We start from the raw sequence: 26669 nt of genomic DNA, 5'->3' as shown, positions 1-26669 counted from the left end.
GTAGGAATCAAATGGAGTGGTATATTTGCCACCGCTAAATACGGCAAGAGAGTAGTCTCAAAATGTATGGTAACAATTTTTCACTTTGCTCAACTGTTGTTGAGGTCCGCCGTGGCGGATTGAAAAACTTGGTCTGGTAGTTCAGTTGGTTAGAATACCTGCCTGTCACGCAGGGGGTCGCGAGTTCGAGTCTCGTCCAGACCGCATATTCCCTCGAAGGAGGGAATCTCTTTCACACGGAGAGAGCAATAATGTTGTGTTGAGTCACTTAAAGGTGGCTTGTGGTTTAGAAATAGACCGATGAGAAGCTTTTCCTAAAGCCCGCACTGAGCGGAGCCGAAGTGGAGAGGCTTTTTTTGTTTAATACCGGTTCTCCCCTTTGTTATAAACTTCCAAGGATCAAGGGATCAAGTCCAAAAGTTGTGGGATTTCAGGATTATGCAAAAATTGTTGTTAGTCTAAATAGGAAAAAACATACAATTTTGCCTCCCCTTTGTTATGGACTTCCAACTGTTACACTGAGCGCAGTCGAAGTGTTTTAGTCTACATTCCCCAAACTAAACGTGGAAAAAGAACGAGCCCACAATAACTAAACATTCGTGTGGTCGGCACTGCTTGTCCCGAGTTTTTCGGGAACCCAACATGAATGCAGTGTTGACTGAACCAGTGTATGTCGGTTTGCCCTGATTTGGGATCGTTGACCTCTTTTTTTGCTAAGGTTGAATGTCCTCCTTGGTGTTTACTATTTTGATGTGGTATTTATAATTTTTAGGTAAAATTGTTATTAAGTATTACTTGAATACGGTTTTCCGTAATAAATTCAATTATATTTTAATTAAGTTTGAATACCGATAGTATTATAATTTCTTTCTTGAGTTTCGTTTTTATGCGATATATACACCACGATTTGTTGTGATACTTCGGGTATATACATGTTTGGCAACATACAAAAAGCTCACCGCACAAATAGCACATTTGGTTTTTGCCAATGCTAAAACCCAACCCTGAAAAACCAAAAGAGCTGTTTTTTTCCAACGCTCGAAAAAATACAATCTGAATACTAGCCTTAAAAAATTTTATCTATATTTGACACTTACTGTCAAGTTATAAATTTCAAATGGAAACAATCGGACAAATATTAAGGAACAAAAGACAAGAGTTGGGACTGCTTTTAAGACAAGTTTCTGCTTATGTTGATATTGACCAAGCAATATTGAGTAAAATAGAAAGAAACGAGCGGAAACCAACGAAGGAAATGTTGGAACGACTTGCCGAAATCCTAAAACTCGATAAAGATGAATTAATGATTCAATTTATAAGTGACAAAATTGCTTATGAAATTGCAAACGAAGATTGTGCAAACAAAGCTTTAAAAGTGGCAGAAAGAAAAATAAAATATTTAAAATCTCATCCTGTAAAAAATTAACTATGCGAACATTGACAACTGATATTGAAAACACAAGCGTAGTTGAAGAACCACAATTGGCTGTAAAATTCAACGTAAAAACTGAATTGCAAAAAAAAGAGGTAAAAGGAAAATCAACTTTAAATATGCTTTCTCTATTTTCAGGATGTGGAGGTATGGATTTAGGGTTTGAAGGCGATTTTTCTGTTTTAAAATCTTCTGTAAATGAAATTTTAAACCCTGATTTTATAGAAAAGGAACTTGACAATAATTTTGTACAACTCAAAAAAACTCGTTTCAATACAGTTTTTGCAAACGACATTTTAAAAGATGCGAGAAATGCTTGGGTGCATTATTTTTCCAAAAGAGGACACGATATAGAAGACTATCAAACCGATAGTATCGTAGATTTAGTAAAACTACATCAAAGCGGAACTAAAATATTTCCTGAAAATATCGACATTGTTACAGGCGGTTTTCCTTGCCAAGATTTTAGTGTCGCAGGAAAAAGAAACGGTTTCAATTCCCATAAAAACCACAAAGGCGAACTAAACACTGAAACTTGTGCTACAGAAGAAACTCGCGGAAAGCTTTATATGTGGATGAAGCAAGTGATTGAAATTACTCAACCCAAAATTTTCATTGCAGAAAATGTAAAGGGTTTGGTAAACCTTTCAAACGTAAAAGACATTATTCAAAGTGATTTTTCATCTACAGGAGATAATGGATATTTAGTTTTAAAGCCAAGAGTTTTACACGCAGCTGATTATGGAGTTCCACAATCAAGAGAAAGAGTTTTCTTTATTGGAATCAAGAAATCTGCTTTAAAAAAATCCGCACTAGAAAAATTGGAAAAGGAAATTATATCAGAAAAATTTAATCCTTACCCAAAACCAACTCACGCTTATACTACGGACGGTGATAATTTAAAACGCCACGTAGATTTAAAAGAACTTTTTGCAAATTTAGAAGAGCCAGAAAAATCCAATGATTTATCCCAAAAATTTTACTCAAAAGCAAAGTTTATGGGTAAACATTGTCAAGGACAAATAGAAATTAAGCCTGATGGAATTAGTCCAACAATTCGAGCTGAACACCACGGAAATATAGAGTTCAGACGATTATCCAAAAAAAATGGAGGAATATTGACCGAAGAACTTTCAAAAGGACTAAAAGAAAGACGTTTAACACCAAGGGAATGTGCTTTAATCCAGACTTTTCCACCCGATTATGAATTTGTAATTGAGAATAAACAAGGTCGTAAAGGCTCATATTTGGTAAGTCCATCAAAAGCATATAAAATAATTGGGAATGCTGTTCCGCCTCTACTCGCTTACAATTTAGCAAAGAGAATAGAAGATGTTTGGGACTTATATTTTAAAAAATAATGGTAGTATCAGTAAATTCAGAACCGCATAAAAACGAGTTCAATGCTTTGCTTAATTCAACAATTATTGAGTTAAATGCACACGCCAAAAAATCACCAAAAAAGATAGAACAACTAAAAGGCAACAAACTTGAACCTTATGTTGGAGACGTAATGACTGAATTAGCAGTAGGAACTGCTTTTGAAAATTCTATTGAAGTTATTGGCGGGCAAAAATTCCCTGACATTATCGCAAATAAATTTTACGGAATAGAAGTAAAAACGACTACTCAAAATCATTGGAAAACAACAGGAAACAGCCTTTTGGAATCGACAAGAGTTGAAGATGTTGAGAGAATATTTATGTTATTTGGCAAACTCGGCAAACCGATTGAATTCAAATGTAGAGCATATGAAGAATGCTTGTCAGAAGTCGTTGTTACTCATTCGCCAAGATATTTAATAGATATGAACTTGGAGAAAGGCAAAACTATATTTGACAAAATCAAAACGCCTTACGACACTTTAAGACAAAAGAAAAACCCAATAAAACCAATTACAGACTACTATAAAAGTAAATTAAAACCCGGACAGGATTTATGGTGGATACAAGATACAGAACAAGCAAGTAACCTTGTCATAAATATTTGGAATAATCTAAACCAAAAAGAAAAGCAAGAAATAAAAAATAGAGCAATGGTTTACTTTCCAGAGGTTTTTAGTAATCGAGGAGACAAATTTGCTCGACTAGCTATTTGGTTAGTAACAAAGGAATCTGTTGTATGCCCAAATATTAGAGATTTATTTACAGCAGGCGGAAAAGACGATTATCTAATCAAGAATAAGACATACAAGAATATTCCTAGAATCTATATTAAGTTGTTTGAGAATATAGACTCGGTTTTAGAGGTTTTGATTAACACATCATCAATTGAGTTAACCGAATATTGGAACGAAAAAACGAGCGAAAAGAAAAAAATAATGGATTGGATTGAGTTGGTTTCAATGAATTCAAAAACTGTTAGTGGAGCAAAACATCTGAACCTAAAACAAATGCTGAACGAAATAATATTTTGATGGAAAAGCCAACGCTTAAAGCCATACACATTGGCAAGTCGCACCAGCCAACACACAAGCCAAAACTTGCCAAAGAGTATGTCTTTGCCAACGCTGACAGACGGACGAAAAAAAAGTACGATTGCCCAACAATGGCTATACGTAATTCGGGCGAAAGTACTGATATGAAAGTAATTACATTTAATAAACTAACAGCTAAACGGAAAGTGAAGTGCCTTGAAATCCCGCACTACGCATAGCCGAGACCGTCACTCAAAGGTTTTAATAAAACAATACAAACAAAATAGTACCCAAACTGCAAAAAGCCTTCAAAGTAGACGAAGCTGGATTTGCAGATATACTTAAGCAAGTCCGTCGCTTCAAATTTTAAAAACTACTTATAATTTTCGACGCTTAAAAGTCTTGGCCCTTGGTTCTAGTAGTGCCAGCGGTCTTGGTTCTTTTCTCAAACAACACTGTTCCCGAATCCCAATTCCCCTCAAACCACATCCAAAATCTCAATCCCCACCGCTTTCTGGCCCAACAACGGATATTCCTCCTCCCCGAGAATCTCCAAAAATCGTAACCCTATTGCCAAGAAATATTGAACACCTTTTTGCTTAACAATCGCTTTCTCCGTTCGCAACTCCAACTCTTCCGCCCCATCCTTCCGGGCCCTTCGCACCGGAGCGGCAGTGTAAGTCGTAAAAACAGTGCGTTCGCTGTCATAGGCAAGTACCAAATATTGAAGCTCAAAATGTGTTGCGCTATTGGGAAATCGGGTAGAGGAGGGGTCAAAATCCGACCATAACAATGAAAAATCCTCCTCGTTAAACTGTGGATTCCCTAACTGCTGCCGTATCCCCAATTTCGGATTAAAGACAAATTGCCGCAGTAGTAGCTGCCCTTTTAAGGTCCGTAAACCTTCTCCAACGTTTAATTTGCCAGGCGCAGACTTAGCATCTACTGCCTTTATCGCCATAAATAATTTCATTAGCCTCTTGTGCAGCGTCCCATCCCTATAATACTTCAAAATGGGATGCAGTCCAATCTTAAATTCCTTCACAAAAACACTGCATAATGTCATTTCGTCAGAGTTTTTGTAGATCCTCGGATTATTTTTATTATTTTCGTAGTTGAATCCTCTCATGGCATACAGTTTGTTGATCCTTAGGTAAATATAATACATTTCTTCCCAAAAAACAAATTTCAAAGCCGACTACAAGCCGACTGAAAGCCGACTGAAAGCCGACCGCATGCCGACTGCATGCCGACTCTAAGCCGACTAAACTCCTTAGATACTCCTATGTTAAGCTATAAAAGAAGCGTGAATATATGGGTACTTCTTGTTATTTGCACTATTCTAATTGTGCGTTGATATCTCTAATAGCGCAACCGAAGTATAAAGACTTTTTTGCTTTTAGGCTATAGCGAAACGTTTTAAGTATCAAGTCCAAATCACTATATTCGCATTCTCTTCTTATTAAAAACCCTTATACGATGAAATATTTTAAAAGCAGCCTTTTTCTTTCTCTGTTGATTTCTATTTTCTCTTTTTCAATCGTCGCACAAGAAGCCGATTATGGAAACCAGCATTTATTTGATGAATTTACGTATCGTCAAGGAAGTGTTTACAGAACAGCATCAGGAAAACCTGGTCCCGAATATTGGCAAAATAGCGCCGATTATTCTTTGGAGGCAACCTTGGATGATAAAAACCACACAATTAAAGGAAATGTAACTATTCAGTACACCAATAATAGCCCAGAAACGTTAGATTTTATCTGGCTTTTCTTAGAACAGAATCGTTTTACGGAAACATCTCGAGGTACGTTAACTACACCTGTAACTGGGAGTAGGTACAGCGGTGATATAGAAGGTGGGTTAGAACTGTCAAATGTCTTGGCAAAAACCAAAACGGGTTCTTCTTCCAAACACCTAATTTCAGATACGAGAATGCAGCTTTTTTTAGACAAACCTTTAGCAGCAAAAGGAGGGCAAGTTGAAATTAAAATGGATTTTAAATTTAAAATTCCAGTTGAAGGAATGGATCGTATGGGCAGGTTCGAAGCAAAAGACGGAACTGTTTATGCGCTTGCACAATGGTATCCACGCGTGGCAGTATTTGATGATGTTGTTGGATGGAATACAGATCCGTATCTAGGTGCTGGTGAGTTTTATTGCGAGTATGGCGATTTTGATGTAAAGATCACAGCTGCGGCAGATCAAACGGTAGTTTGCTCGGGTGTATTACAAAATCCGGAAGAGGTGCTTACACAAAAGCAACAGGAACGTATTGCAAAAGCAGAAAAAAGCGACGAAACTGTTTATATTATTAAACCAAACGAGGTGGCAAAGTCTGTGGCGCAAGCTAAAAAAGATGGAACCCTAACTTGGCATTTTAAAATGGAAAATACGCGTGATGTGGCGTGGGCATCATCACGTGCTTTCATTTGGGACGCCGCACGAATTAATCTTGGAAACGGAAAAACGGGCTTGGCGCAATCTGTGTACCCGAAAGAAAGTGATGGCAACCACGCCTGGGGACGTTCAACCGAATATACAAAAGCTTCTGTAGAATTTCATTCAAACACCTATTATCCCTATCCATATCACAATGCAATTAATGTTGCTACCAATGTAGGGGGTATGGAATATCCAGGCGTAAGTTTCTGCGGCTATCAAAGAGGAGGAGCAGCGCTTTGGAGTGTTACCGATCACGAATTTGGGCACAACTGGTTCCCGATGATTGTTGGTAGTAATGAGCGACGCTTCCCTTGGATGGATGAAGGATTAAATATTTTCATAAACCATTATAGTACCGAAGCATTTAATAATGGTGAATACCCAACCCGGTCTAGCAGTCCTAGAACTTTGATAGGATATTTAACCGCAGAAGGCAGGGAAGGAATAGACACCTATGCCGATATTGCAAACCCTCGAAACCTTGCATACACAGCTTATTATAAGCCAGCAGCTGGACTGTATTTACTTCGTGAATACATATTAGATCACGAGCGCTTTGACTATGCCTTTAAAAGTTATATAAAAACGTGGGCCTACAAACACCCGCAACCAAACGACTTTTTTAATCATATTGAAAATGTGGTGGGTGAAGACCTTTCTTGGTTCTGGAAGGGATGGTTTTTTGGAAACGGAAATATAGATTTAGGAATCCTTTCTGTTGAACCCTACAAAGGTGATTATTTAATTACAGTTGAAAACAACGGCGATTTCCCGATGCCTGTAGAATTGTTGGTTACATACACCGATGACTCTCAAGAAACAGTCAAGCTACCTGTAGAAATTTGGCATCGTGGCAATGTCTGGAGCCACTTACTTAGAACAGATAAGCAGGTTAAACGTGTTGTTCAAGATCCGAATAAATTGTTACCAGATATCAATATTTTGAACGATGCTTGGAATAAGTTATAAGAAAATCTAACTATAAAAAATGCTTCCAGATTTTAAATTTGGAAGCATTCTTTTTTGGAATAATATCATTAGTACCCGATTAAAATATTTCAAAATTCCGTTCAGCGAAACCTGACAGGCACTTAAGACATTTTTATTAGATTATAGCTTGCTATTAAATTCACCACCAAAATTTAACCTAATTATCAACTAATTAAGAAGCAAGTTTTACATCTTATGTCTTTAAGCGCAGCGGTCTTACGTCTTAGTCGGACACGACTAGAATAATATGTGAACTTAATTAACAACCTCCTAAATGTACGTCGGGATAATTGCTAGTATCTATTGTGACTTCATTTTCACTTTTCTCCACCATTTTTATAGCTTCTTCTAAGCTGTATTTATGAGGCCCAATGTAAAAAACGGCACCTCTTTTACCTAACTCTTTAATATACTTAACAGGGTCTGCGTTTGGAGCAGGTGGTGCTTCTGCTGCCATATATAAATTTTTGTTTTCTGCTGAAGGAGTTTTTAACGACTTATCGTTATTATTATAAATAGGCGTTTCAGATAAGGTTACGGTGCCGTTTCCATCTTCTGTTTTTGTTATGTACACCTTTAGTTTTTTGTTGTTATTAAGTAGCTCAGTTGCTCTTTGAGGCGTTATTACCATATCATTATAATAATAAATAGCCTTATCCATACTCTTGTTAGATTTCACTTTTTTATTATATGAAATCTTTGGAGTTGGCGGCGGTGGCGGAAGCGGCGGAACATTGTTATTATCACCACTTTTCACTTTTATAGGTTTAGGTGCTGGCGGTGAAGGTGGCGGAATATTCGGAAATGGTTCGGAGCTTCCTTTTTGTTCAATAGACATTTTGCCGTATAAAGAATGAAGTCTTTCTAAATCCTTCTTTTTAATAACTTGATTTTTATTATTGGCGGCATTATATGCCTTTGCCAGTTTGTTATATTCGGCAATTTCTGCTTTGTTGGCTTTATGCTGAATTAATCTATCATCAGATCTTTTGGAAATAGTGACCACTGGCGGTTTGGGGTCGTTTAGCGTTGTCTGAACTGCCAAGTTTTTATTGGTCTTTAGTAATTCGATAGCTTTTTCGGCAGTAATTGACTTATCGTTATATAGAAATATGGCATCCATTTTTTCCATAGCCTTTATATGCTCAACAGGCTGATTTGGGCCAGGAACATTATCATATATTGAAGGTGGCATAGGTGGTTGTGGTAATCCTCCAAAAGATCCTAAAATATAGATGTTCTCTCCTTCGGATTGCTTTGCCAAATTTGTTTTTCTAAATTCCGCATTGATACGATCGCGGTATGAATCTGAAACATTTTCTTCTTTTATATTCAATTCGTATAGCCTAAAATCTTTTTTACTCCAATCATTCGTAACTGCGTTAACAGCTGAAGCAAAATTGGAAATAGTTGTTTCTGCGTCATTCACAGTAATAGTTTTTCCAATCACGTGTACTTTGAGAAATGGCTTTCCTTCAAGAATTTGACTGGAATGCTTTATGTTTTCAACTTTCTTCGTGCTAAATCCATATATCAAAAGCGATAGCAATGGCAAAAGCAACAGACTTCTTAATAAAATTGTGCGACTTGAAGTTCGAGTTTTCATAGCTTTGAATCGTTTTTTAGTGGATGAATAATTAAGTGAATGTGCCAATGACGGCGACTCGGTTTCCTGATAGTTATTTGGAATTGAAAATGCCAATAATATTTTTTGATAGTGTGAAGTTTCTGAACCGGCATTCAAAACCGCACGATCTGCCAGAAATTCGTGATTTAATTTTACACTTCTTTTCAGGAAATAAAATATCGGGTTAAACCAAAATAGTATTTGAAAAACTTCGATTAAAACGATATCCAAACTGTGTTTTTGACGCGCGTGTGCTTCTTCGTGTAACATTACTTCTGAAGGAATTTCATCGTGCTCAAATTGCTCTTTATTCAAAAATATATAACTGAAAAATGTATGAGGAATTACCGTTTCAGTTAAGAGAATATTTATAAAACTGCGATTTCGAAACTTTGGATTCTTTTGTATTTTCTGAATTAACCCAAAAAGGTTTCTGAAGAATTTTACACTAAAAAATAGTACACCTAAACCGTAAATCGTCCATAAAATAGCTGGCCAATAATTAATAGATGCTGGGCCTTCGGATAAAATCTCTTGGGAATTCCCTTCATTCAATATTAAAGTAGAAGGTGATGTTTCTACATAAGTTGTAAAAGTGATTAACGGAATTAAAAATGAAGCAACTAAACCACCTAAGAGATAAAATCGCTTAAAATGGTGAAAGGAAGTGTTTTCTAAAACCAATTTATAAAAGGCGAAGAATACGGCAAGACAGGCGGCAGATTTTAATATATAATTTTCCATATCTAATTAATCAAGCGTTACTATTGTTTTTTATTGGATTGATTGAACATTCAATTGCATTTAGGTCGATATAACTTACTATTTTAAAGGATGTTTCTTTTTAATTTCAGAATCTATTAAAGCTTTCAATTCTTCCAGTTCCTTTTTGGAAAGGTTGGTTTCTTCAGTAAAAAATGAAGCAAATTGCGACGGACTATTATTAAAGAAATTCTTAATTAACCCATTTACGTGTTTCGAAAAATAGGCTTCCTTTTTCACCAATGGAAAGTACTCACGGGAACGTCCAATTTGTTCGTAATCGACAAATTTCTTGTCTTGCATTCTTTTTAAAAGCGTGGCAACTGTTGTGGTGGCGGGCTTTGGTTCTGGATATGCTTCCACTAAATCTTTCATGAAAGCGCGTTCCTTTTTCCAGAGGAGTTGCATTAATTGTTCTTCAGAATTTGATAAGGCCATATTCAAAATGTTTTATTGTTCTACAAACGTAGAGTAATTATTTTAATTCTACAAGTGTAGAATAGGTTATTTCTTCAAATTATGGTTGAATAGAAGATTTAAAATAGCTTTTTATGGATATTCAGTTTGCTATTAAATCTTTGTCAGAAGTAGATTCCAGCCGTTTCAAAGTTATTGGACAGAAATATTCTTTACTTCAAAAATAAAACTCCCATCATTTGCTGTACCTTCTATAAAAATGGAAATTGTCTCTACTTTAGGCATCGGAATTTTAAAAATTAGATTGCTATCTTCTTGAATCCTCAGTCTCGGAAACCATCCAATTACTCCATAATCCTGATAAAACTGACTTTGATAGGAAGTGTATTCTGGCACATAAAACTCTTTTGGACTACTGAAGGTTAACGGAACAGGTACTTCCTGAGTTACATTTCGTTTTAACTTGTTTTGGGAAATCGTAGGGTCTGTAAATATTTTTATTACTCCATTTGCCGCCTCCCCGCCTTCGCCACCTCCCAACTTGTTTATAGAAATGTAATCTACATTATCCATTGGAAATTTATACAAGGCGTCGGTATTATAAAGTCGTATATTATCCAGATAAACAATAGGCGATTTTCCTCTCGTATTTATAATCTGTAATTCTCCTATATACTCTGTAACTTTATACCCTTGGGTGCGGAGATAAGAAGCAAAATCAATTGACGTTGTACGCTTTAAATCGTCGAAAACATCAACTTTTCCGAAAGCAACACGCTTTAATCTATCGGTGCGTTCTGCTTCTTTATTTACGGTTAATGTTACTTCATCTAAGTCTTCAACCTTCTCCCAGCCCGGTCGGTACATTGGCGGTGTTTCATTATTTATAGTATTCAATTTTTCCTTTATCGGAGCGAAGTTTCCTTGGTAGCCTAAAGTTGGTGTTTGGAAAGGAGAGAACTGTACGTATAAATTTGGTTTTACAGTAGCATTATTGTTTTTAATTGCGCTAAATCGCAACTTTTCATTATCCATAGGTAAAAGACCTGTCGCTTGAAAGTCTTTCGTCTTTGGGTCTATTTCAAAAACTTGAAGATCATTGTTTCGGGTAGCATACATTATATATTTTGAAATATTCCTGTCGTTGGCGTTTGCTTTAAAACTGACACCATTTTCATATTCATAATTTGCTTTTGGTGGATTGTTGAAAATCGTGTTCCAATCATAACTACTCCATCCCTGCGTTAAAAGCACATTATCTAATTCAAATTTCTTTTTTCGGCTTATGTCAGTGAAATAATAAGCGGCATTTTCGATATAACTATTTATGTACGGTTGCAAATATATGCTGGAAATAATGTTATTGTTCGGATTGTAGGATTTTGTATTTCCAGGAAGTATGGATACACTAAAATTATTGATTAGCGTATCGTTAATGTTATTTAAAGGAATTTTTATCGTCAATGAATCTATTGAATTTTCAATTTGTGGTGGTTGTGCGTTTAGCAGCCTAATTCCTTCATATTTAAAAAACAGCCGCTCGAGAATTGGTTTATTCTGCTCATCAAACAGCGTAAAAATATTAATACCAGTACTCAAATCTTCAAAATTGATGGTTTTCATCACTTCCAAAGATTTTTTAAAGTTGATATTTATGGTTTTTAAAACCTTTCCGTTGTGAATCGCCAAGGTGTAATTTTGTTTTCCTATCTGCTTACTGGTGTTTTCATTGGTTCGCAAAGAAATAGCCACTCTATTCTCCAGACCATTAATCGTTAAAGCAATGCCACGATCTGCTGCTTTTTTGAGATTAAAAATATGCTCTGTATTATTAAAATTTAAAATCACTTTATACAGTTCTGTTGAATTGGGTTTAAAAGTGAATTTCCCAATACCTAGACTATTCGTTGTAAAATTGTTGAGTATATTGTTTTCTGAATCCACTACATGTCCCGTTAGATTCGGAACCCCAAAACCAAAACTATCCTTCACAATTACTCCAACAGAGTTTTTTACATCGGCAACAAAATGGCCTCCTTCGGGAAGAAATTGCGCATCCAGTTTTGAAGTAGAATCGATAGATTTTTGTGTGTCTTTCGCTTCAGAATCTAATATGTTTAAAATCTGCCCATAGAAATTTGGCTCCTCAAAATTGCGCATCCAATTGGTATAGGCTCTAAATGTGTATTTTCCAGAAGTAAACAGACTGTCAATTTGAAACGACCCGTTGGCAACACTATTGTTGGCCAAAATCATTTCACTTTTTATAGTCGTATTGTTTTCGTCTGAAATTGTACAGTATACATTTGTGGCAGTACTTGAAAGTTTGTGGCTGGCTTTATCGAAAATATAGGCCGTATATCCAATAATCTCTCCCTTTAGATATGTGGTTTTGTTTAAGTGTGCATATCCTATTTCACGTGGTAATTCCGTATATGCTTTATAGGATGAAACCAAATCCGGTTGTTTGATTTGACCGAAACCCGAAAAACCCGAAATTAAAACTAAGATAAGACTTAATGGGAAGGACGAGGGTAATATTGGTTTACAATACATGATTTTTGAGTTATTGGTTTAACTGGAACTTTTATAAAAATACGAAATTTAGGCATCAAGCTTTATTCCATAATCTTAAGGTTCGTTTTCGAGATAAATTTTAACCAAACGGCTATCTTTGTCGAAATACATTATAGCATTATGGAAAAAGAATTACAACAGCGAAGCGGCAACAAATGCGAACTCTGCGGAAATGAAGAAAATCTTTCTGTTTTTGAAGTGCCCAACTCACCAGGAAGCGGGGCGGATGCTTCGGTTTTAACTTGCAACACTTGCAAAGAGCAAATTGAAGATCCAGAAAAAGTTGATTCAAATCATTGGCGTTGCTTGAATGACAGTATGTGGAGCACAGTTCCTGCTGTGCAAGTTACAGCCTGGAGAATGCTTACCAGATTAAAAGCTGAAGGTTGGCCACAAGATTTACTGGATATGATGTATATGGAAGATGATGTAAAAGAATGGGCTAAAGCTGGTGTAGCCGAAGAAAAAGGCGATGCTGTAATTCACCGCGACAGCAATGGGGTTATCTTAGAAGCAGGAGATTCAGTAGTGCTTATAAAAGATTTAAAAGTGAAAGGAAGCAGTATGATTGCCAAACAAGGAACTGCTGTTCGTAGAATTTCACTAGATCGTGAAAACGAAAAATATATTGAAGGTAGAGTTGACGGTCAGCAAATTGTTATTATCACTGACTACGTGAAGAAAGTGTAATTAATATAAAGACCTGTCAGGTTTTTAAAACCTGACAGGTCTTTATGTTTTACTTAGACATCTCCGTAAAGAAGTGATAGAACTGCGGAATGGTTTCAATTCCTTTTAAGTAGTTCCAAATTCCAAAATGCTCGTTGGGGGAGTGGATGGCATCACTGTCAAGTCCAAAGCCCATCAAGATAGTTTTACTTTTCAATTCTTTTTCAAACAAGGCTACAATCGGAATACTTCCCCCGCTTCGTTGTGGAATTGGTGTTTTTCCAAAAGTTTCTTCGTACGCTTTTTCAGCTGCTTTATAGCCTAAACTATCAATTGGCGTAACATAAGCTGTACCACCGTGATGTGGTTTTACCTTTACCCGAACTCCTTTTGGAGCAATGCTTTCAAAGTGATTTTTAAATAATTCAGTTATCTTTTCCCAGTTTTGATCAGGTACTAAGCGCATACTAATTTTTGCAAAAGCCTTACTCGCAATTACGGTTTTAGCACCTTCGCCAATGTATCCACCCCAAATTCCATTCACGTCTAAAGTTGGACGAATCGAGTTTCTTTCGTTTGTAGAATATCCCTTTTCACCGTACACGTCATCTATGTCCAAAGCGGCTTTGTAATCCTCTAAACTAAAGGGAGCTTCCGCCATTTTTTCACGTTCTTCCTTTGAAAGTTCCTCTACATCATCATAAAACCCAGGAATGGTAATGTGATTGTTTTCATCGTGAAGGGAAGCAATCATCTTTGTCAATACATTGATTGGGTTTGCCACAGCTCCTCCATATAGACCGCTATGCAAATCACGATTTGGCCCAGTTACTTCTACTTCTACATAACTCAAGCCGCGCAGACCGGTTGTTATAGACGGAGTTTCTTTTGAAATCATTCCAGTGTCACTAATCAAAATAACGTCGTTAGCAAGTTTCTCTCGATTTCGTTCAATAAACCACCCTAAACTAACGCTTCCTACTTCTTCTTCGCCTTCAATCATAAATTTCACGTTACAAGGTAGTTGGTCGGTTTTGGTCATATATTCCAATGCCTTTACGTGCATATACATCTGACCTTTATCATCGCAACTACCACGTGCGAAGATGGCGCCTTCGGGGTGAAGTTCAGTTTCTTTTACAACTGGCTCAAACGGTGGACTAGTCCATAACTCCAACGGATCTGGCGGTTGTACGTCGTAATGGCCATAAACCAAAACGGTGGGCAGGTTTTTGTCGATGATTTTTTCGCCATAAACAATAGGATAACCAGGTGTTTCGCAGATTTCGACCGTATCACATCCCGCTTTTTCCAATTGTTCCTTAACAGCTTCCGCAGTCAAAATAACGTCTTTTTTATAAGCAGAATCTGCACTAATTGATGGAATTTTCAGTAATTCAATGAGCTCGTCTATAAAACGTTGTTTGTTTTCTTCAATATAAGGTTTTGCGCTTTTCATAGTCATTCCCCGCGAAGAACGGGATTCTCTTTTTTAGGTTAATTTTTAGCTTCGTGCTAAGATACAAAATAGTGGCTGAAACGCGTGAAGATATGGCAAGAGCTTGATGGCTTACATCTTTTTTCAAAAGAAATTTAATATTTCTGAAAACTTTTTGCTTGTAGATAAAATTTCTTGTTTATATTTGCACCCGCTAACTACGAAAGTGAAAGGCGAACAAGCTCCTAATTTTTTTAGGATTTCTTGTAAAAATAATGCGGGCGTGGTGGAATTGGTAGACACGCTAGACTTAGGATCTAGTGCCGCGAGGTGTGAGAGTTCGAGTCTCTCCGCCCGCACAAACGAAAAGCTTCTCTTAATCGAGGAGCTTTTTTTGATTTAAGAAAAATAGTATTTGGAAGAATAGAGGCGGGTCCCCGTTTCTCCTGGACCTGAAAATAGTTGATTCCTCAACAATAGCAATCTTTAGCGATATCTTGAGAGAAGTGTTGGCCTTTAAATTTTTATCTGAGTAAAAATAATTAAAAACTGCTTTTATCTGCTTGCTGTTTCATCGTTCCTATAATTTTAACTTAAATAAGTATCGTTGCTAGCGCAATAAAAACATTCCGGTATTTTCATTTCTTTAGGGCTAATTGAGTTAGACCTTAGCATTTTACACAAAAAAAAACGGCATCCAGAATTTTGGATACCGCTTTTAAAACATTTTTATTTGTGGTGCTTATTTCTTAACCAGTTTTTTAGTTACTGATTTGTCGCCATTTTTAACAACTAAGAAATACATTCCAGAATCAATATAATTATAATCTAACTGCTTGTTGAAAAGTCCAGTAGAAGCATCACTGTATACTACTTGATTGACCATTCTACCTCTCAAATCGAACAAAGAAACTTCGATGTCATCGGCAGAAGCAGGAGTAAACCTTAGGTTAAAAGTACCATTTGATGGGTTCGGGTATACAGAGAAATCTTCGAATGAGAAATCTGAAACACCAACAATTCCTTGTACAGAAATCACAGCTTGGTTTACATTAAAGAAAATGTTGTCAGATCCTTTTACCATAAGCCTACCGGTTGTAGTGTTTAGGTTTGGAACATTTACAACAGCACTTCCCGTATTTGGAACGTTTAATGCAAGCGTAACAGGGTAATTGTATCCAGAATCTGTAGAGAACAAAATATCTACAGTAGCACAGCTAACAGGAGCTGCATCAGTACCAGCTACATCCCAGGTAATTGTTTCAGTAGTAGTAGTCTGCCACGTAGTTGCAGAAGCTTGCGAAGTTACTTTGAAAGGTCCTGAAGTACCATCTACTGTTACTTTCATGTTAGAACTGTTAGTAGATCCTCCACCTGCGTGGTTATCTCTTACGGTATATTTAAAGTTTAATGCTCTTCCAACAGAAGGAACTACTTCCCACTTATTTGAAGTACCAGGGCCTCCTAGGTTACCAGCAAGTACATAGCTCATTTTTGGGAAATAACGCTCTGGTGTAGATTCTGGCATGTTTGTACGGAATGTTGGTCCTCCTGTCGATGTAGGTACCGGTGGTTGTGTAGAACTTTGTGAGTTCATTTGCTCCCAGCAGTGTGAAAGTGTATCACCGTCTGCATCTGTTCCTACACCTGTTAAAACAAACGGAGTAGATTTTGGAATTGTGTAATTGCTCCCCGCATCTGCAGTAGGTTGCGTGTTTCCTGTATCAGTTAAAACAGCACAAGAGCTACTGTTTCCGTACTTGATATTACTCCAAATTTCTTGAATGCTAATAGCGTGAAAATAAGCATCACTGTTATACTGAACATTTTGTGCGCCACATAGTCCTGCATACGCCATTATTGTTGAACCACTTCCCGGCTCCATTGCTGTAGAAAGGTTTCTGTTCCCTCCGCCGCAACCTCCAACGGTTCCGTTGAATGTGTGGTTTGCTCCAAATTGGTGCCCCATTTCGTGAGCCACAAAGTCAATATTAAATTTATCGCCAATTGGAGAGCCTAATCCTGTTACGCCACGTGCTTTTTGTCCAGTAACACAAGGTACGCGTAAACCAGCGATTCCACCACCACCAGTACTAAATACGTGACCTATATCGTAGTTGGCATTGCCAATTTTTTGATCACATTGTGTTTGGTTTTGTCCCAACATTGTAAAGCCATTGTTGTTTGTATATGGGTCTGTAGCAGCGGTTAAGAAAATTAATTCATCTGAGTTAGGTACAATAACCATTGTTACAGCAACGTCTCTTTCATAAATACCGTTTACTCTTGTCATTGTAACGTTCATTGCTGAAAGGACTGCTGCTTTTTTAACTGCGTCAGTCGCATTATTATCTACACCTTGGCGGGTAAGGTGAAAACTCGCGTATTGACGAGTACACGCTAAAGCCAATCTGTAAGTACGAAGCTTGCCATCATTGGCATTTCTGTTCACATCTACAGGAATTTCTGCTGCAATAGATTCTTCAACTAAACATTCAAAATTGTTAGAAGTTGGAAGATCACTTAGGTTATAAGCGATATAAAAGTTTTTATCTTGTGTATAAGGGTCAATATATAAGGTAGAGTAATGAGCCGAAGTAATAGCTACGTTTACGCCAATATCTGAAACACTAAATCGTGCTATAGCAGTAGCATCGTCAATTCCTTGTGCAGCATAAGAACGGATACTAGGGTATTTTGTTTGAAGCTCAGGGGCTAATGTAGGAGCTTCGTAAACACGAAAGCTTTGAAGCTCTCCATTGTTCGTCGGTAAATCGATTACAATGTTAGATGTTGTTGTAAATCTTTCTGGAGCTTGTGCCAAAAGATTTTTTAGAGCTGTAGTGTTAAGTTTAAATAAGTCAAACTTTTCAGGTGTGCTGTTTCTAAGTTCGGTCGATCGATTTTGGGTTTCAGAAGGAGAAACCTTCTCCCACAGCGTAGACTGTGCGTTCATCCCTAAACCAACGATCATTAAGGCGAGAAATAGAAGCGATTTTAAATTGCTTGTTTTCATTTTTTAGGTATAATTATGTGAATGTTTAAGGCGTAAAGATAACATCCTTTATGCAATTTAAGGAATTTTTAAGACACTAACTTTCTGGTTTTTGTGAAAAAAGACAAAAAAATGGAATGATTTTAATTGTGAAGACAACATTTTTATGGTTTTTAGGCGCAGTTTGGTGCGTTTTAATTCTAGTGCTTCGACCTTAAATTAATCTCTATTGTTAAAGGTAGTCTTTGAGTCTAAATCATTCTCTTACTCCAGAAAACGCTCTCTAATTTGAAGGCTCAGGAAAATGCTTGATCATTCGCAATCCCTTAGAAATAATTTGAATTATAATCAAGCTGATGGTTCGTGTGATGATTTATATGTCTTTTCAACAATGGAACAGACGATTTTAATCGCTTTAAATTAGTTGCAAAAAATACCAGTTTCAAGAAATTTGGATGTATTTATCTTTCATCTTAATCTAATGAATTGGGTGTTTTTATTAGATTTTCTTAAAAAATTACAAAAAAATTTGATAAAAAAAATAATTTTATCTGTTTTTACGTTTTTATGATTCTTTTTTAAAATTTTATTGATTTATTAAAAGTCCAATTAATTACAGACCAAAATGAAGCATTTTTTTATACTTTCACTTTTATTAGTCTTTGCGCTATCAAATGCTCAAGTTGGAGTAAATACGACCAACCCGCAGGCAGCTTTAGATATTACATCGACAAATGCAGGGCTTTTAATACCTCGGGTTTCATTGGCGAGCACAGCTGATGTTGTAACGGTTACTACTCCCGATGGACTTCAAGTTGAAGAGGGAACGTTGGTTTTTAATGATGGTAATGGAGTGCTGCAGCCAGCTGGCTTTTACTATTGGAATGGTGTCGAATGGTTGCAGTTTCAAAAAACTGAAGTGCAGGTGCATACTGGGAAATTTCGTATTACAGGTTCAGGTAGCTTGTCTATTTCTGGGCTTCCTTTCCAGCCAGAAACCATACGTTTTGAAACGTATGCAAATATTGAAGACTATACTTTAAATAGTGACAATGGTGTTGGAAATGGTGTTAGGACGTATCAAAACTATTTTGGATACTCGTATGGGTACGCAAAAAATGAAGGCGGGTCTATTTTACAACAAGTGGTTCATGGTGGTGCAAGTGCTGCTTCTCTAAATAATCATTCGCGTTATGCGTCTAGTACTAGGTGTATTGGTATGCGTTATGCAGATCAGGATGGTGTTTCATTAGGGTTAACTACAGCATCCTTAACCTCTTTTAATGCGGATGGTTTTACGTTAAACGTCGATAATTTTACAGATGGGCTTGGTGTAATATACACTGCTTATAAACCATAAAATAAGCGATCCGATTGAAGTGCATAATCACTTTAGGGTTTTCGATTTCATTGTTGTCAATTAAAAATGCGACTTAGGACGAACTTCAAGAATAACAATATCAAAATTATTTTTTAATGAAACTATATTATACCTTATTAAGCTTATTAATTGGAGTCGTTCTTAATTCCAATGCTCAAGTAGGCGTCGGAACAGCTACCCCCGAAGCAGAATTGGATATTCAATCTGCCAATACTGGCCTATTGATTCCCAGAGTAACGCTAACTGGCGAAACGGATAATACAACCGTTACTATACCTGGCAGTACTGGGGTAGCGGAGAGTACCATGGTTTATAACACAGGGGATGGTGGGTTAAAACCTGCAGGTTTCTATTATTGGGAAGGAGCTAAATGGACTCAATTAGTTTCGGATGAAAAACAAGTGTATACTGGACATTTTACTTTAAACAGCACTGGAAGTATATCTATTTCATTTTTGCCGTTTAAACCAAAAAAAGTAGTTTTTAAAGCTTTTGCGAATATATTTTCTGTCAATGTTGATGCAAAAAACGGAGAAGGTAAGAATCACACTGGCGCAAGAAACAACTTTGGGTATATAGTAGGCTTTGCTAAAGATGTTGGCGGAAGTATTGAGCAGCAGTTGATTTCTAATTTGGGAAGCGGAAATTCTATTAATGATTTTTCTAGGTATGCCAATCCAAACCAATGCATAGGGATGCGTTATGCAGGCAATAACGGAGATGACCTTGGAGTAACATCTGGTGCGGTTACATCGTTTAATACTAACGGTTTTACTCTTAGTGTTACAGATGCTCAAGTAGGCAATCTTGTTGGAAATTTACTTGTTTTTTATACAGCTTATAAATATTACTACCGAAATCCCTTAAGATTATTTTAGCTAGGTAATCAACTCAATTTAAAACATTAAAAATGAAGAAAGTATTATATTTAAGTTTAATAGGAAGGTTATTATCCTTTACTGTAAAGGCTCAAGTTGGGATTGGGACAGCTAGTCCAGAAGCTGCTCTAGATGTAGTTTCTTCAAACTCAGGGGTGTTAATTCCAAGGGTTACACTTAGTAGTAAGACTGATAACACAACTGTCTCAATACCAGGAGGGGCAGGAATAGTTGTCAGCACTATGGTTTATAACGACGGTGTTGGTGGTTTAAAACCAGCTGGGTTTTATTACTGGAGCGGTACAAATTGGTTACAATTAATCAAACCTGAAAAACAGGTGTATATGGGGAAGTTTATAATCAACACTTCGGGAAGTCAAAGAATTTCGGGACTACCTTTTAAACCTAAGCGCATAGAGTTTGTTGCTTATGCCAATGTGGATAGTTATAACCTAAATGCGGATAACGGATCTAGTAATAATGACAATACCAAGGAAGGTTACTTTGGTTTTATGGCGGGATATGCAGATCAATCGGGAGGGGCTGTTGTACAACAAATAATACAGGGAGGCGGTAGCTCAAACTCTATTAATGATGTTTCCCGCTATGCCTCAAACTCCCATTGTATTGGTATTCGTTACGCAAATTGAAATGGAGCTAACTTAGGCCTTACTACAGCTTCGTTAACTTCATTTAATTCGGATGGTTTTACTTTCAACGTAGATAATTATACCGATGCTATTGTAGTGCTGTATACCGCCTATCGATATTAAGTGTTATAATTCTAAAATCCCTAAATCTGCTTGTAATTTACAGGAAGATTTTTTTTCTTTTATTTCAAGTTTGTTAAACGGTTAGTAACTGTGCAGGTATATTATTTTGTTAAAAAATGAATCGCTAAGTCAAAAAATATCTTTGGTTGATAAATGTAATATTTAACACTTCTTAATTATCCTTGATATATATCTTTGTGCATCTCGTAATGGGATTAACAATCTTTCTGGGAAGCATTTTTATTGTGCATTTATACCTTTAATAAGATTATTCTAACATTCATTATCAGAAAAATTGAACGCAACCATACAATTCAAAGATTTAGGTTTAAAAGACTATAAGGAAACGTGGGACTATCAAGAAGTTCTTTTTAATCAAATTATTGCAATAAAGAGCCAAAACCGAAAGGAAGCTATCCAAAAGCCTACACCAAATTATTTTCTGTTTGTGGAGCATCCTCACGTGTATACCCTCGGAAAAAGTGGTCATATTGAAAACTTGCTTATTTCTGAAGAAAAACTCGAGGCAATAGGTGCAAAGTACTACAAAATAAATAGAGGAGGCGACATTACATACCACGGTCCAGGACAAATCGTTGGCTATCCCATTCTCGATCTGGAAAACTTCTTTACCGATATTCATAAATACCTCCGTTTACTTGAGGAAATGGTTATTCTTACCTTGGCAGAATACGGACTTAAAGCAGAACGCAGCAAGGGCGAAACTGGAGTTTGGCTAGATGTAGGAACACCATTTGTAAGAAAAATATGCGCGCTGGGCGTACGAGCGAGTAGGTGGGTAACCATGCACGGCTTCGCACTGAATGTAAATACTGATTTAGGTTATTTTGATAACATGATTCCATGCGGAATAAAAGGGAAGGCGGTCACTTCTTTAAACGTTGAATTGGGCGTTGCTCAGGTTTCTATGGAAGAGGTTAAGGGGAAATTGCTGAAGCATTTTGTAGCCCTCTTTAATGCTGAAATAAAAACCAAAATTGAAGAAACTACTTTGATTTTGTAGGTAGAAATAAAACGATTAAAAAACGAAAGTTTACGTTTAATGTTTTGATTATGTTTCGTTGTAATTTTATTTTTTTCAGAAGAGAGAAAGAAAAATAGAGAGCTTTATCATTCAATCCGATTTCTGTTATAAATGGGTAAAAGCAAAAGTGATAACACCCCTAAAGCTACAACCGAAACAATATTAGATATCCAAACAATCCAACCAAAGGCAACACCGGCAGTTTTAGCGATTCCAAAAATGGTTAATATTCCTGCAATGGCAGCTGGATAAGTTCCAAAACCACTGTTTGTAAAAGCGAACGTAAAGCTGCCCACAACAAAAGCGATAATAACGGTGCCAATAGGAATCACAGATGTTATAGGCAACGCTTGTAGTGCTGCGAAGAACGAGAGAATGTAGAGGATCCAGATTATAAACGTGTGAAAAATAAATGCGCCCTTTTTTTTCATTTTCAGAATACTGAAAACTCCTTCTTTTAATCCGATAACGAAACTCTTTAGTTTCTTGTTGATATTCGAATTTGAAAATTTTATATATAAAGGAATTGCAATTATAATTACAGAAATCCCTGCGATAATAAGGTAAAGTGTAGATTCAGGGATACTGTCGACCACAAAATCATACAGCGCATCAAACTTTATAGTGATGGCAATAATAGTATAAATTAGTAAAAAAAGAAGGTCAACGACTCTTTCCGAAATAATAGTTCCGAAGCCTTTTTGAAATGGCACATTTTCGTATTTATCGAGAATTATTGCTCTAGAAACTTCTCCGCTTTTTGGAATGAAGATATTCATTAAATACGCAACTGAAATCGCCATGAAATTATTTGCCATTTTTGTTTTATATCCCAATGGTTCCAACATAAAACTCCAACGGTAAGCGCGCGATATATGGCTAAGTATGCTTAAAGCAACAGAAAGGGCAACAAAGCCATAATTAGCATCAGAAAAATACTTCTTGGTTTCAGCAAGTTGGCTCGGGGTGAATGATTGATAGATGTACCAAATCAAGAAAACTCCCAGCCCTAAAGGGATAGTTATTTGTAAGAATCTAGAGAGATTTCGGCTCAATTTAGCGGAGTAAATTGGTGTCTTCGTCTGGAAAAACCAATGCTGGTTTGAACGTTTTGGCTTCCTCTATATCCATTATCGCATAACAAATTAGAATAAGCACATCTCCCGGAGAAACAAGTCTAGCAGCTGCACCGTTCAAAGTTATTTCGCCACTATTTCTTGGGCCAGGAATGGCATAAGTTTCCAAACGAGCCCCGTTGTTATTATTAACTATTTGAACTTTTTCGCCTTCAATAATGTTGGCGGCGTCCATTAAATCTTGATCAATAGTAATGCTTCCTATATAATTTAGGTCGGCACCGGTAACTTTTACCCTATGGATTTTAGATTTTACTACGTGTATTTGCATGGCGCAAAGGTATTAATTTAGAGGCATATTATCGATTAATCTAACCTCACCTAAAAAAGCTGCTATAAAGGCCCTGTATTTAGTAGCGTTGGCTTTCTCAAGTGCCGTTTTTAGCGTGTCTTCGTTAGCGATTTCGAAATATTCCAGTTGTATATCTTCGTTTTGCAAAAACCGTTCCGCAACTATTTTATTCAAGTCGGCAATAGAGTGAGAATCAAATTTTTCTCGGACTTCCGTCAAGCTTTTGTAAATGAGGGAGGCTTCTTCAAATTGTTGCTTAGTTAACCTCGCATTTCGCGAACTCATAGCTAAGCCATTTTCTTCTCTTAAAATAGGGCAGCCCACTATTTCAACTGGTATTTTATTAACTGCAACTAGTTTTTTTACAATTTGTAATTGCTGAAAATCTTTTTCGCCAAAATATGCCTTTGTGGGTTCAACTATCTGAAAGAATTTAGTCAATACAGTTCCTACTCCGTCAAAATGTCCTTTTCGATGTTTTCCCTCCATCTCGAATTCTAAACCTTCAAAATCATATTGCTTTGAAGCTACATCATCCCCATAAATATCGAAAACCTGTGGAAGATATATAATTAAATCTTTTGTAATACCTTCGAGTAGCGAGAGGTCTTTTTCTGGGGTTCGTGGATATTTTTCAAGATCATTGGAGTTGTTAAATTGTGTTGGGTTTACAAAAATGCTAACTACAACAACATCATTTTCTTCCAATGCCTTAAGCACCAATGATAGGTGTCCTTCGTGTAATGCACCCATAGTTGGTACAAAACCGATTTTATAATTTTTTCCCGCCTTACGGGCGTTATTTCTTTTAAGAGATAAAGCCTGTGTCAAGGTTTCCTTCGTGGTATGTATCACCATAAAAACGGTTTAAGAGCGGGCAAATTTAATATATTCAATGCAATCTACATAAATTTTCGTAATTTTGCGTGTTTTTAAAGCGCCATAGACTTAGGTTATTGCGGTTTAGCGCCTATTAAATGGGCATTTTTCTAATAAAATCAATTGTAAAAAATATATAGATGAAAGATAAGAGAGTCTTATATGTGTCTTCAGAGGTAATTCCTTATCTACCTGAGACCGAGATTTCTTCAATGTCGTTTGAAGCGCCTAGAATGATAAACAGCTCGGGTGGACAAATTCGCATTTTTATGCCTCGATATGGAAATATCAATGAAAGAAGGCATCAATTACACGAAGTAATCCGACTATCGGGAATGAATCTGGTAATTAATGATATGGATATGCCACTAATCATTAAAGTAGCGTCAATTCCGAAAGAAAGAATTCAAGTTTATTTTATAGACAATGACGATTACTTTAAACGAAAAGCAACCTACGCCGATGAAGAAGGAAATCTTTATAAAGACAATGATGAACGCGCAATATTTTTTGCTAAAGGAGTAATTGAAACTGTTAAAAAACTAAATTGGGCGCCAGACATTATACACGTTCATGGATGGTTAGCATCTTTTTTGCCGCTATACCTTCGCAATTATTACGGAAGCGAACCTTTGTTTGAAAACAGTAAAATCGTAACCTCAGTTTACGGACAAGGTTTTGACGGAGCTTTAGGTACAAATACTATTGATAAAATTCGTTTTGACGCTATTGATGAAGAAGCATTAGCAGATCTGGAAGAACCGAATTACCTTAATTTAATGAAGGTTGCAATTCAAAATTCGGATGCGGTAATTATTGGTTCTCAAGATGTGCCAGAAGATCTTCAAGGCTATATCGACTCCTTGTCAAAGCCTGTGTTAAAATATCATAAAGTAGAAGATTTTTCCCAAGCTTATCAAGACTTTTACTGCAACGATGTTTTAAAATAAATTCACCCTTATTGTTAAGTATGACCCATACAAAATTGTTGCCGAGAGTTGGCGTTATTCTTGTTTTAATTATAGCCTTCGCTTCCTGTCAAGAAGATATTAGTACAATTGGATCTGAAATTTTAGGATCCGAGCCTCCTAGTGGAGTATTGGACGAATCTCAAAAAATTATTGCATATAGTAAAAAGTTGAGTCCAGTTCAAAGCAATAGGCTGCCTGCTTACCAGTTGGGAGTCTATGCCGATCCTGTTTATGGCAAAACAAGCGTAAGTTTATTAACACAGCTAAAAATGCCTAAGAATAATCCCGAATTTGGTGAGAATGCAACGGCAGATAGCGTTTTTGTTTACATACCTTATTATAGTAAAAGTACAACGGTAGATAGTACTACAACTTATACCACAGATTCAATTTACGGTGGTTCGCCCATAAACATTACTATATCAGAATCCAATTATTTTTTAAGAGACTTAGATCCTGAAGGCGACTTCCAGGATCCTCAGCCTTATTACAGCAATCAAGGACCTCTTTTTAGAAGTAATTTAGGCTCTCAACTCGTTGTTGCTGAAAATTTTATTCCTACTAGCAACGGATTTGTTTTTAACAAAGGAGAAGATAATGAAGAAAAATTAGGGCCAGGACTTCGTGTTGCTTTACCTAACACATTTTTTCAGGAAAAAATAATAGATAAAGAAGGCTCGCAAGAACTTCGAAATAATAATAATTTTAAAAATTATTTGCGCGGCCTACATTTTCAAGTAGCAGATATTAACAACAACGGAAACCTATTTGTTTTTGATGCTACCAAAGCTTATGTTATTATTTATTATAGTCATGACGATGAAGATGAGCCAGAAGAGCGAGTTAACAAAACCTTCAAATTAAATTTTGGAGATGTAACTGTAAATACCTTTGAAAATGATCCGCTGCCGCAGTTTATTCAGTCTGATCTGGACAATCCGAATATTGTAACGGGCAATGATAATCTATATCTGCGTGGTGGAGATGGTATTATTTCTGTTGTTGAATTATTTGGAAATGACAGCGATGATAACGGGGTGCCAGATGATTTAGAATTGCTTAGAGCTAAAAAATGGCTGGTGAATGAAGCCAATTTAATTTTCTACGTAAACCAAGATTTAATGACGGGAGGTAATAACGAACCCGAACGTATAATGATTTACGATCTTAAAAACAGTAGTTTGCTAGCAGATTATTTCCTAGACCCAACAAGTGGTTTGCCGCCTGTAGAGGCTATGACAACACACTTTGGAAGACTTGAGAGAGGAAGTGATAATGCAGGTCAGTATTATAAGTTAAGAATAACAAACCATATAAGTAACCTTATAAATAAGGACAGTACTAACGTACCACTCGGAGTTGTGGTTACGCAAAACGTTTTAAATCGTACAAATCAAAAACTTCTGGAAACTACAGAGCCAAGTATTGAAAAAGTACCAACTGGGACTGTAATCTCCCACGAAGGAACTATTCTTCACGGAAACTCATCCCCGAACCCAGAAAAAAGATTAAAACTTCAAATTTATTATACAAAACAAGAATAATA

The 26669-nt window shown here is 36.5% G+C and carries 20 protein-coding genes and 2 tRNA genes; 13 read left to right on the top strand and 9 right to left on the bottom strand.

Annotated features, from left to right (window positions below):
* The first annotated feature begins 130 nt into the window (after positions 1-130).
* The 4 genes from BLW28_RS01420 to BLW28_RS01405 all read left to right on the top strand — a co-directional run bounded on the left by BLW28_RS01420 (position 131) and on the right by BLW28_RS01405 (position 3848).
* Positions 131-204, top strand: a tRNA-Asp gene (locus tag BLW28_RS01420).
* A 913-nt stretch (positions 205-1117) separates the two neighbouring features.
* Positions 1118-1426: a helix-turn-helix domain-containing protein gene (locus BLW28_RS01415; RefSeq protein ID WP_073213730.1), complete on the top strand. Its 309-nt coding sequence runs from the start codon at positions 1118-1120 to the stop codon at positions 1424-1426.
* Between the two features lie 2 nt (positions 1427-1428).
* Positions 1429-2793 (top strand): DNA cytosine methyltransferase, encoded by a 1365-nt coding sequence (locus tag BLW28_RS01410; protein WP_083540636.1) that lies wholly within the window; start codon positions 1429-1431, stop codon positions 2791-2793.
* Positions 2793-3848 (top strand): hypothetical protein, encoded by a 1056-nt coding sequence (locus BLW28_RS01405; RefSeq protein WP_073213727.1) that lies wholly within the window; start codon positions 2793-2795, stop codon positions 3846-3848. The genes BLW28_RS01410 and BLW28_RS01405 overlap by 1 nt, the downstream gene beginning before the upstream one ends.
* Before the next feature lie 478 nt (positions 3849-4326).
* Here BLW28_RS01405 and BLW28_RS01395 read toward each other — a convergent pair whose 3' ends face one another.
* On the bottom strand, positions 4327-4977 hold the full coding sequence (locus tag BLW28_RS01395; protein ID WP_143036820.1) for a hypothetical protein: 651 nt from the start codon (positions 4975-4977) through the stop codon (positions 4327-4329).
* Between the two features lie 350 nt (positions 4978-5327).
* Here BLW28_RS01395 and BLW28_RS01390 point away from each other — a divergent pair, with 350 nt between their 5' ends.
* Positions 5328-7262, top strand: a complete 1935-nt coding sequence (locus tag BLW28_RS01390) for a M1 family metallopeptidase (RefSeq protein ID WP_073213714.1) — start codon at positions 5328-5330, stop codon at positions 7260-7262.
* Positions 7263-7542: 280 nt separating this feature from the next.
* On the opposite strand, the gene BLW28_RS01385 is transcribed toward BLW28_RS01390, so the two are convergent.
* The 3 genes from BLW28_RS01385 to BLW28_RS01375 all read right to left on the bottom strand — a co-directional run bounded on the left by BLW28_RS01385 (position 7543) and on the right by BLW28_RS01375 (position 12546).
* Entirely contained in the window at positions 7543-9654 is a 2112-nt protein-coding gene (locus BLW28_RS01385) for a M56 family metallopeptidase (RefSeq protein WP_073213711.1), read from the bottom strand.
* Between the two features lie 78 nt (positions 9655-9732).
* Positions 9733-10110 carry a BlaI/MecI/CopY family transcriptional regulator gene (locus tag BLW28_RS01380; protein WP_073213707.1) on the bottom strand — a complete coding sequence of 126 codons (378 nt, stop codon included), beginning with the start codon at positions 10108-10110 and terminating at the stop codon, positions 9733-9735.
* A 171-nt stretch (positions 10111-10281) separates the two neighbouring features.
* Entirely contained in the window at positions 10282-12546 is a 2265-nt protein-coding gene (locus BLW28_RS01375) for a hypothetical protein (protein WP_143036819.1), read from the bottom strand.
* A 240-nt stretch (positions 12547-12786) separates the two neighbouring features.
* Here BLW28_RS01375 and BLW28_RS01370 point away from each other — a divergent pair, with 240 nt between their 5' ends.
* On the top strand, positions 12787-13356 hold the full coding sequence (locus BLW28_RS01370) for a PhnA domain-containing protein (protein ID WP_073213701.1): 570 nt from the start codon (positions 12787-12789) through the stop codon (positions 13354-13356).
* A 49-nt stretch (positions 13357-13405) separates the two neighbouring features.
* On the opposite strand, the gene BLW28_RS01365 is transcribed toward BLW28_RS01370, so the two are convergent.
* Positions 13406-14794, bottom strand: coding sequence for a dipeptidase (locus BLW28_RS01365; RefSeq protein ID WP_073213698.1), 1389 nt, complete (start codon positions 14792-14794; stop codon positions 13406-13408).
* Positions 14795-15050: 256 nt separating this feature from the next.
* Between BLW28_RS01365 and BLW28_RS01360 the strand changes: the two genes are divergently transcribed.
* Positions 15051-15132, top strand: a tRNA-Leu gene (locus tag BLW28_RS01360).
* Between the two features lie 383 nt (positions 15133-15515).
* Here the strand turns inward: BLW28_RS01360 and BLW28_RS01355 are convergent.
* The gene (locus tag BLW28_RS01355) at positions 15516-17789 is read right to left on the bottom strand and encodes a zinc-dependent metalloprotease (protein ID WP_073213695.1); all 2274 of its coding nucleotides are present in this window, start codon (positions 17787-17789) and stop codon (positions 15516-15518) included.
* 604 nt (positions 17790-18393) lie between these two features.
* Here BLW28_RS01355 and BLW28_RS01350 point away from each other — a divergent pair.
* The 4 genes from BLW28_RS01350 to lipB all read left to right on the top strand — a co-directional run bounded on the left by BLW28_RS01350 (position 18394) and on the right by lipB (position 21824).
* Positions 18394-19128, top strand: coding sequence for a hypothetical protein (locus tag BLW28_RS01350; protein ID WP_073213692.1), 735 nt, complete (start codon positions 18394-18396; stop codon positions 19126-19128).
* Between the two features lie 116 nt (positions 19129-19244).
* Positions 19245-20027 (top strand): hypothetical protein, encoded by a 783-nt coding sequence (locus BLW28_RS01345; protein ID WP_073213689.1) that lies wholly within the window; start codon positions 19245-19247, stop codon positions 20025-20027.
* A 32-nt stretch (positions 20028-20059) separates the two neighbouring features.
* Positions 20060-20677, top strand: coding sequence for a hypothetical protein (locus BLW28_RS01340; protein WP_083540635.1), 618 nt, complete (start codon positions 20060-20062; stop codon positions 20675-20677).
* Between the two features lie 418 nt (positions 20678-21095).
* Positions 21096-21824, top strand: coding sequence for a lipoyl(octanoyl) transferase LipB (lipB, locus tag BLW28_RS01335; protein WP_073213686.1), 729 nt, complete (start codon positions 21096-21098; stop codon positions 21822-21824).
* A 107-nt stretch (positions 21825-21931) separates the two neighbouring features.
* Here lipB and BLW28_RS01330 read toward each other — a convergent pair whose 3' ends face one another.
* The 3 genes from BLW28_RS01330 to panC are packed head-to-tail and all read right to left on the bottom strand — an operon-like array spanning position 21932 to position 24131.
* A complete protein-coding gene (locus BLW28_RS01330; RefSeq protein ID WP_073213683.1) occupies positions 21932-22900 on the bottom strand; it encodes a lysylphosphatidylglycerol synthase transmembrane domain-containing protein in 969 nt (322 codons plus the stop codon).
* A 1-nt stretch (position 22901) separates the two neighbouring features.
* A complete protein-coding gene (gene panD / locus BLW28_RS01325) occupies positions 22902-23252 on the bottom strand; it encodes an aspartate 1-decarboxylase (protein WP_073213680.1) in 351 nt (116 codons plus the stop codon).
* A 12-nt stretch (positions 23253-23264) separates the two neighbouring features.
* On the bottom strand, positions 23265-24131 hold the full coding sequence (gene panC / locus BLW28_RS01320) for a pantoate--beta-alanine ligase (RefSeq protein ID WP_073213676.1): 867 nt from the start codon (positions 24129-24131) through the stop codon (positions 23265-23267).
* Positions 24132-24292: 161 nt separating this feature from the next.
* On the opposite strand from panC, the gene BLW28_RS01315 reads away from it, so the two are divergent.
* The gene (locus BLW28_RS01315) at positions 24293-25102 is read left to right on the top strand and encodes a glycogen/starch synthase (protein ID WP_073213671.1); all 810 of its coding nucleotides are present in this window, start codon (positions 24293-24295) and stop codon (positions 25100-25102) included.
* Positions 25103-25122: 20 nt separating this feature from the next.
* Positions 25123-26667, top strand: a complete 1545-nt coding sequence (locus tag BLW28_RS01310) for a BamH family beta-barrel-assembly machinery protein (RefSeq protein ID WP_073213668.1) — start codon at positions 25123-25125, stop codon at positions 26665-26667.
* Positions 26668-26669: the final 2 nt, after the last annotated feature.

Source organism: Aequorivita viscosa, assembly GCF_900106795.1.
Lineage (GTDB): Bacteria > Bacteroidota > Bacteroidia > Flavobacteriales > Flavobacteriaceae > Aequorivita > Aequorivita viscosa.
This window is presented reverse-complemented; position numbering and strand designations above follow the sequence as displayed.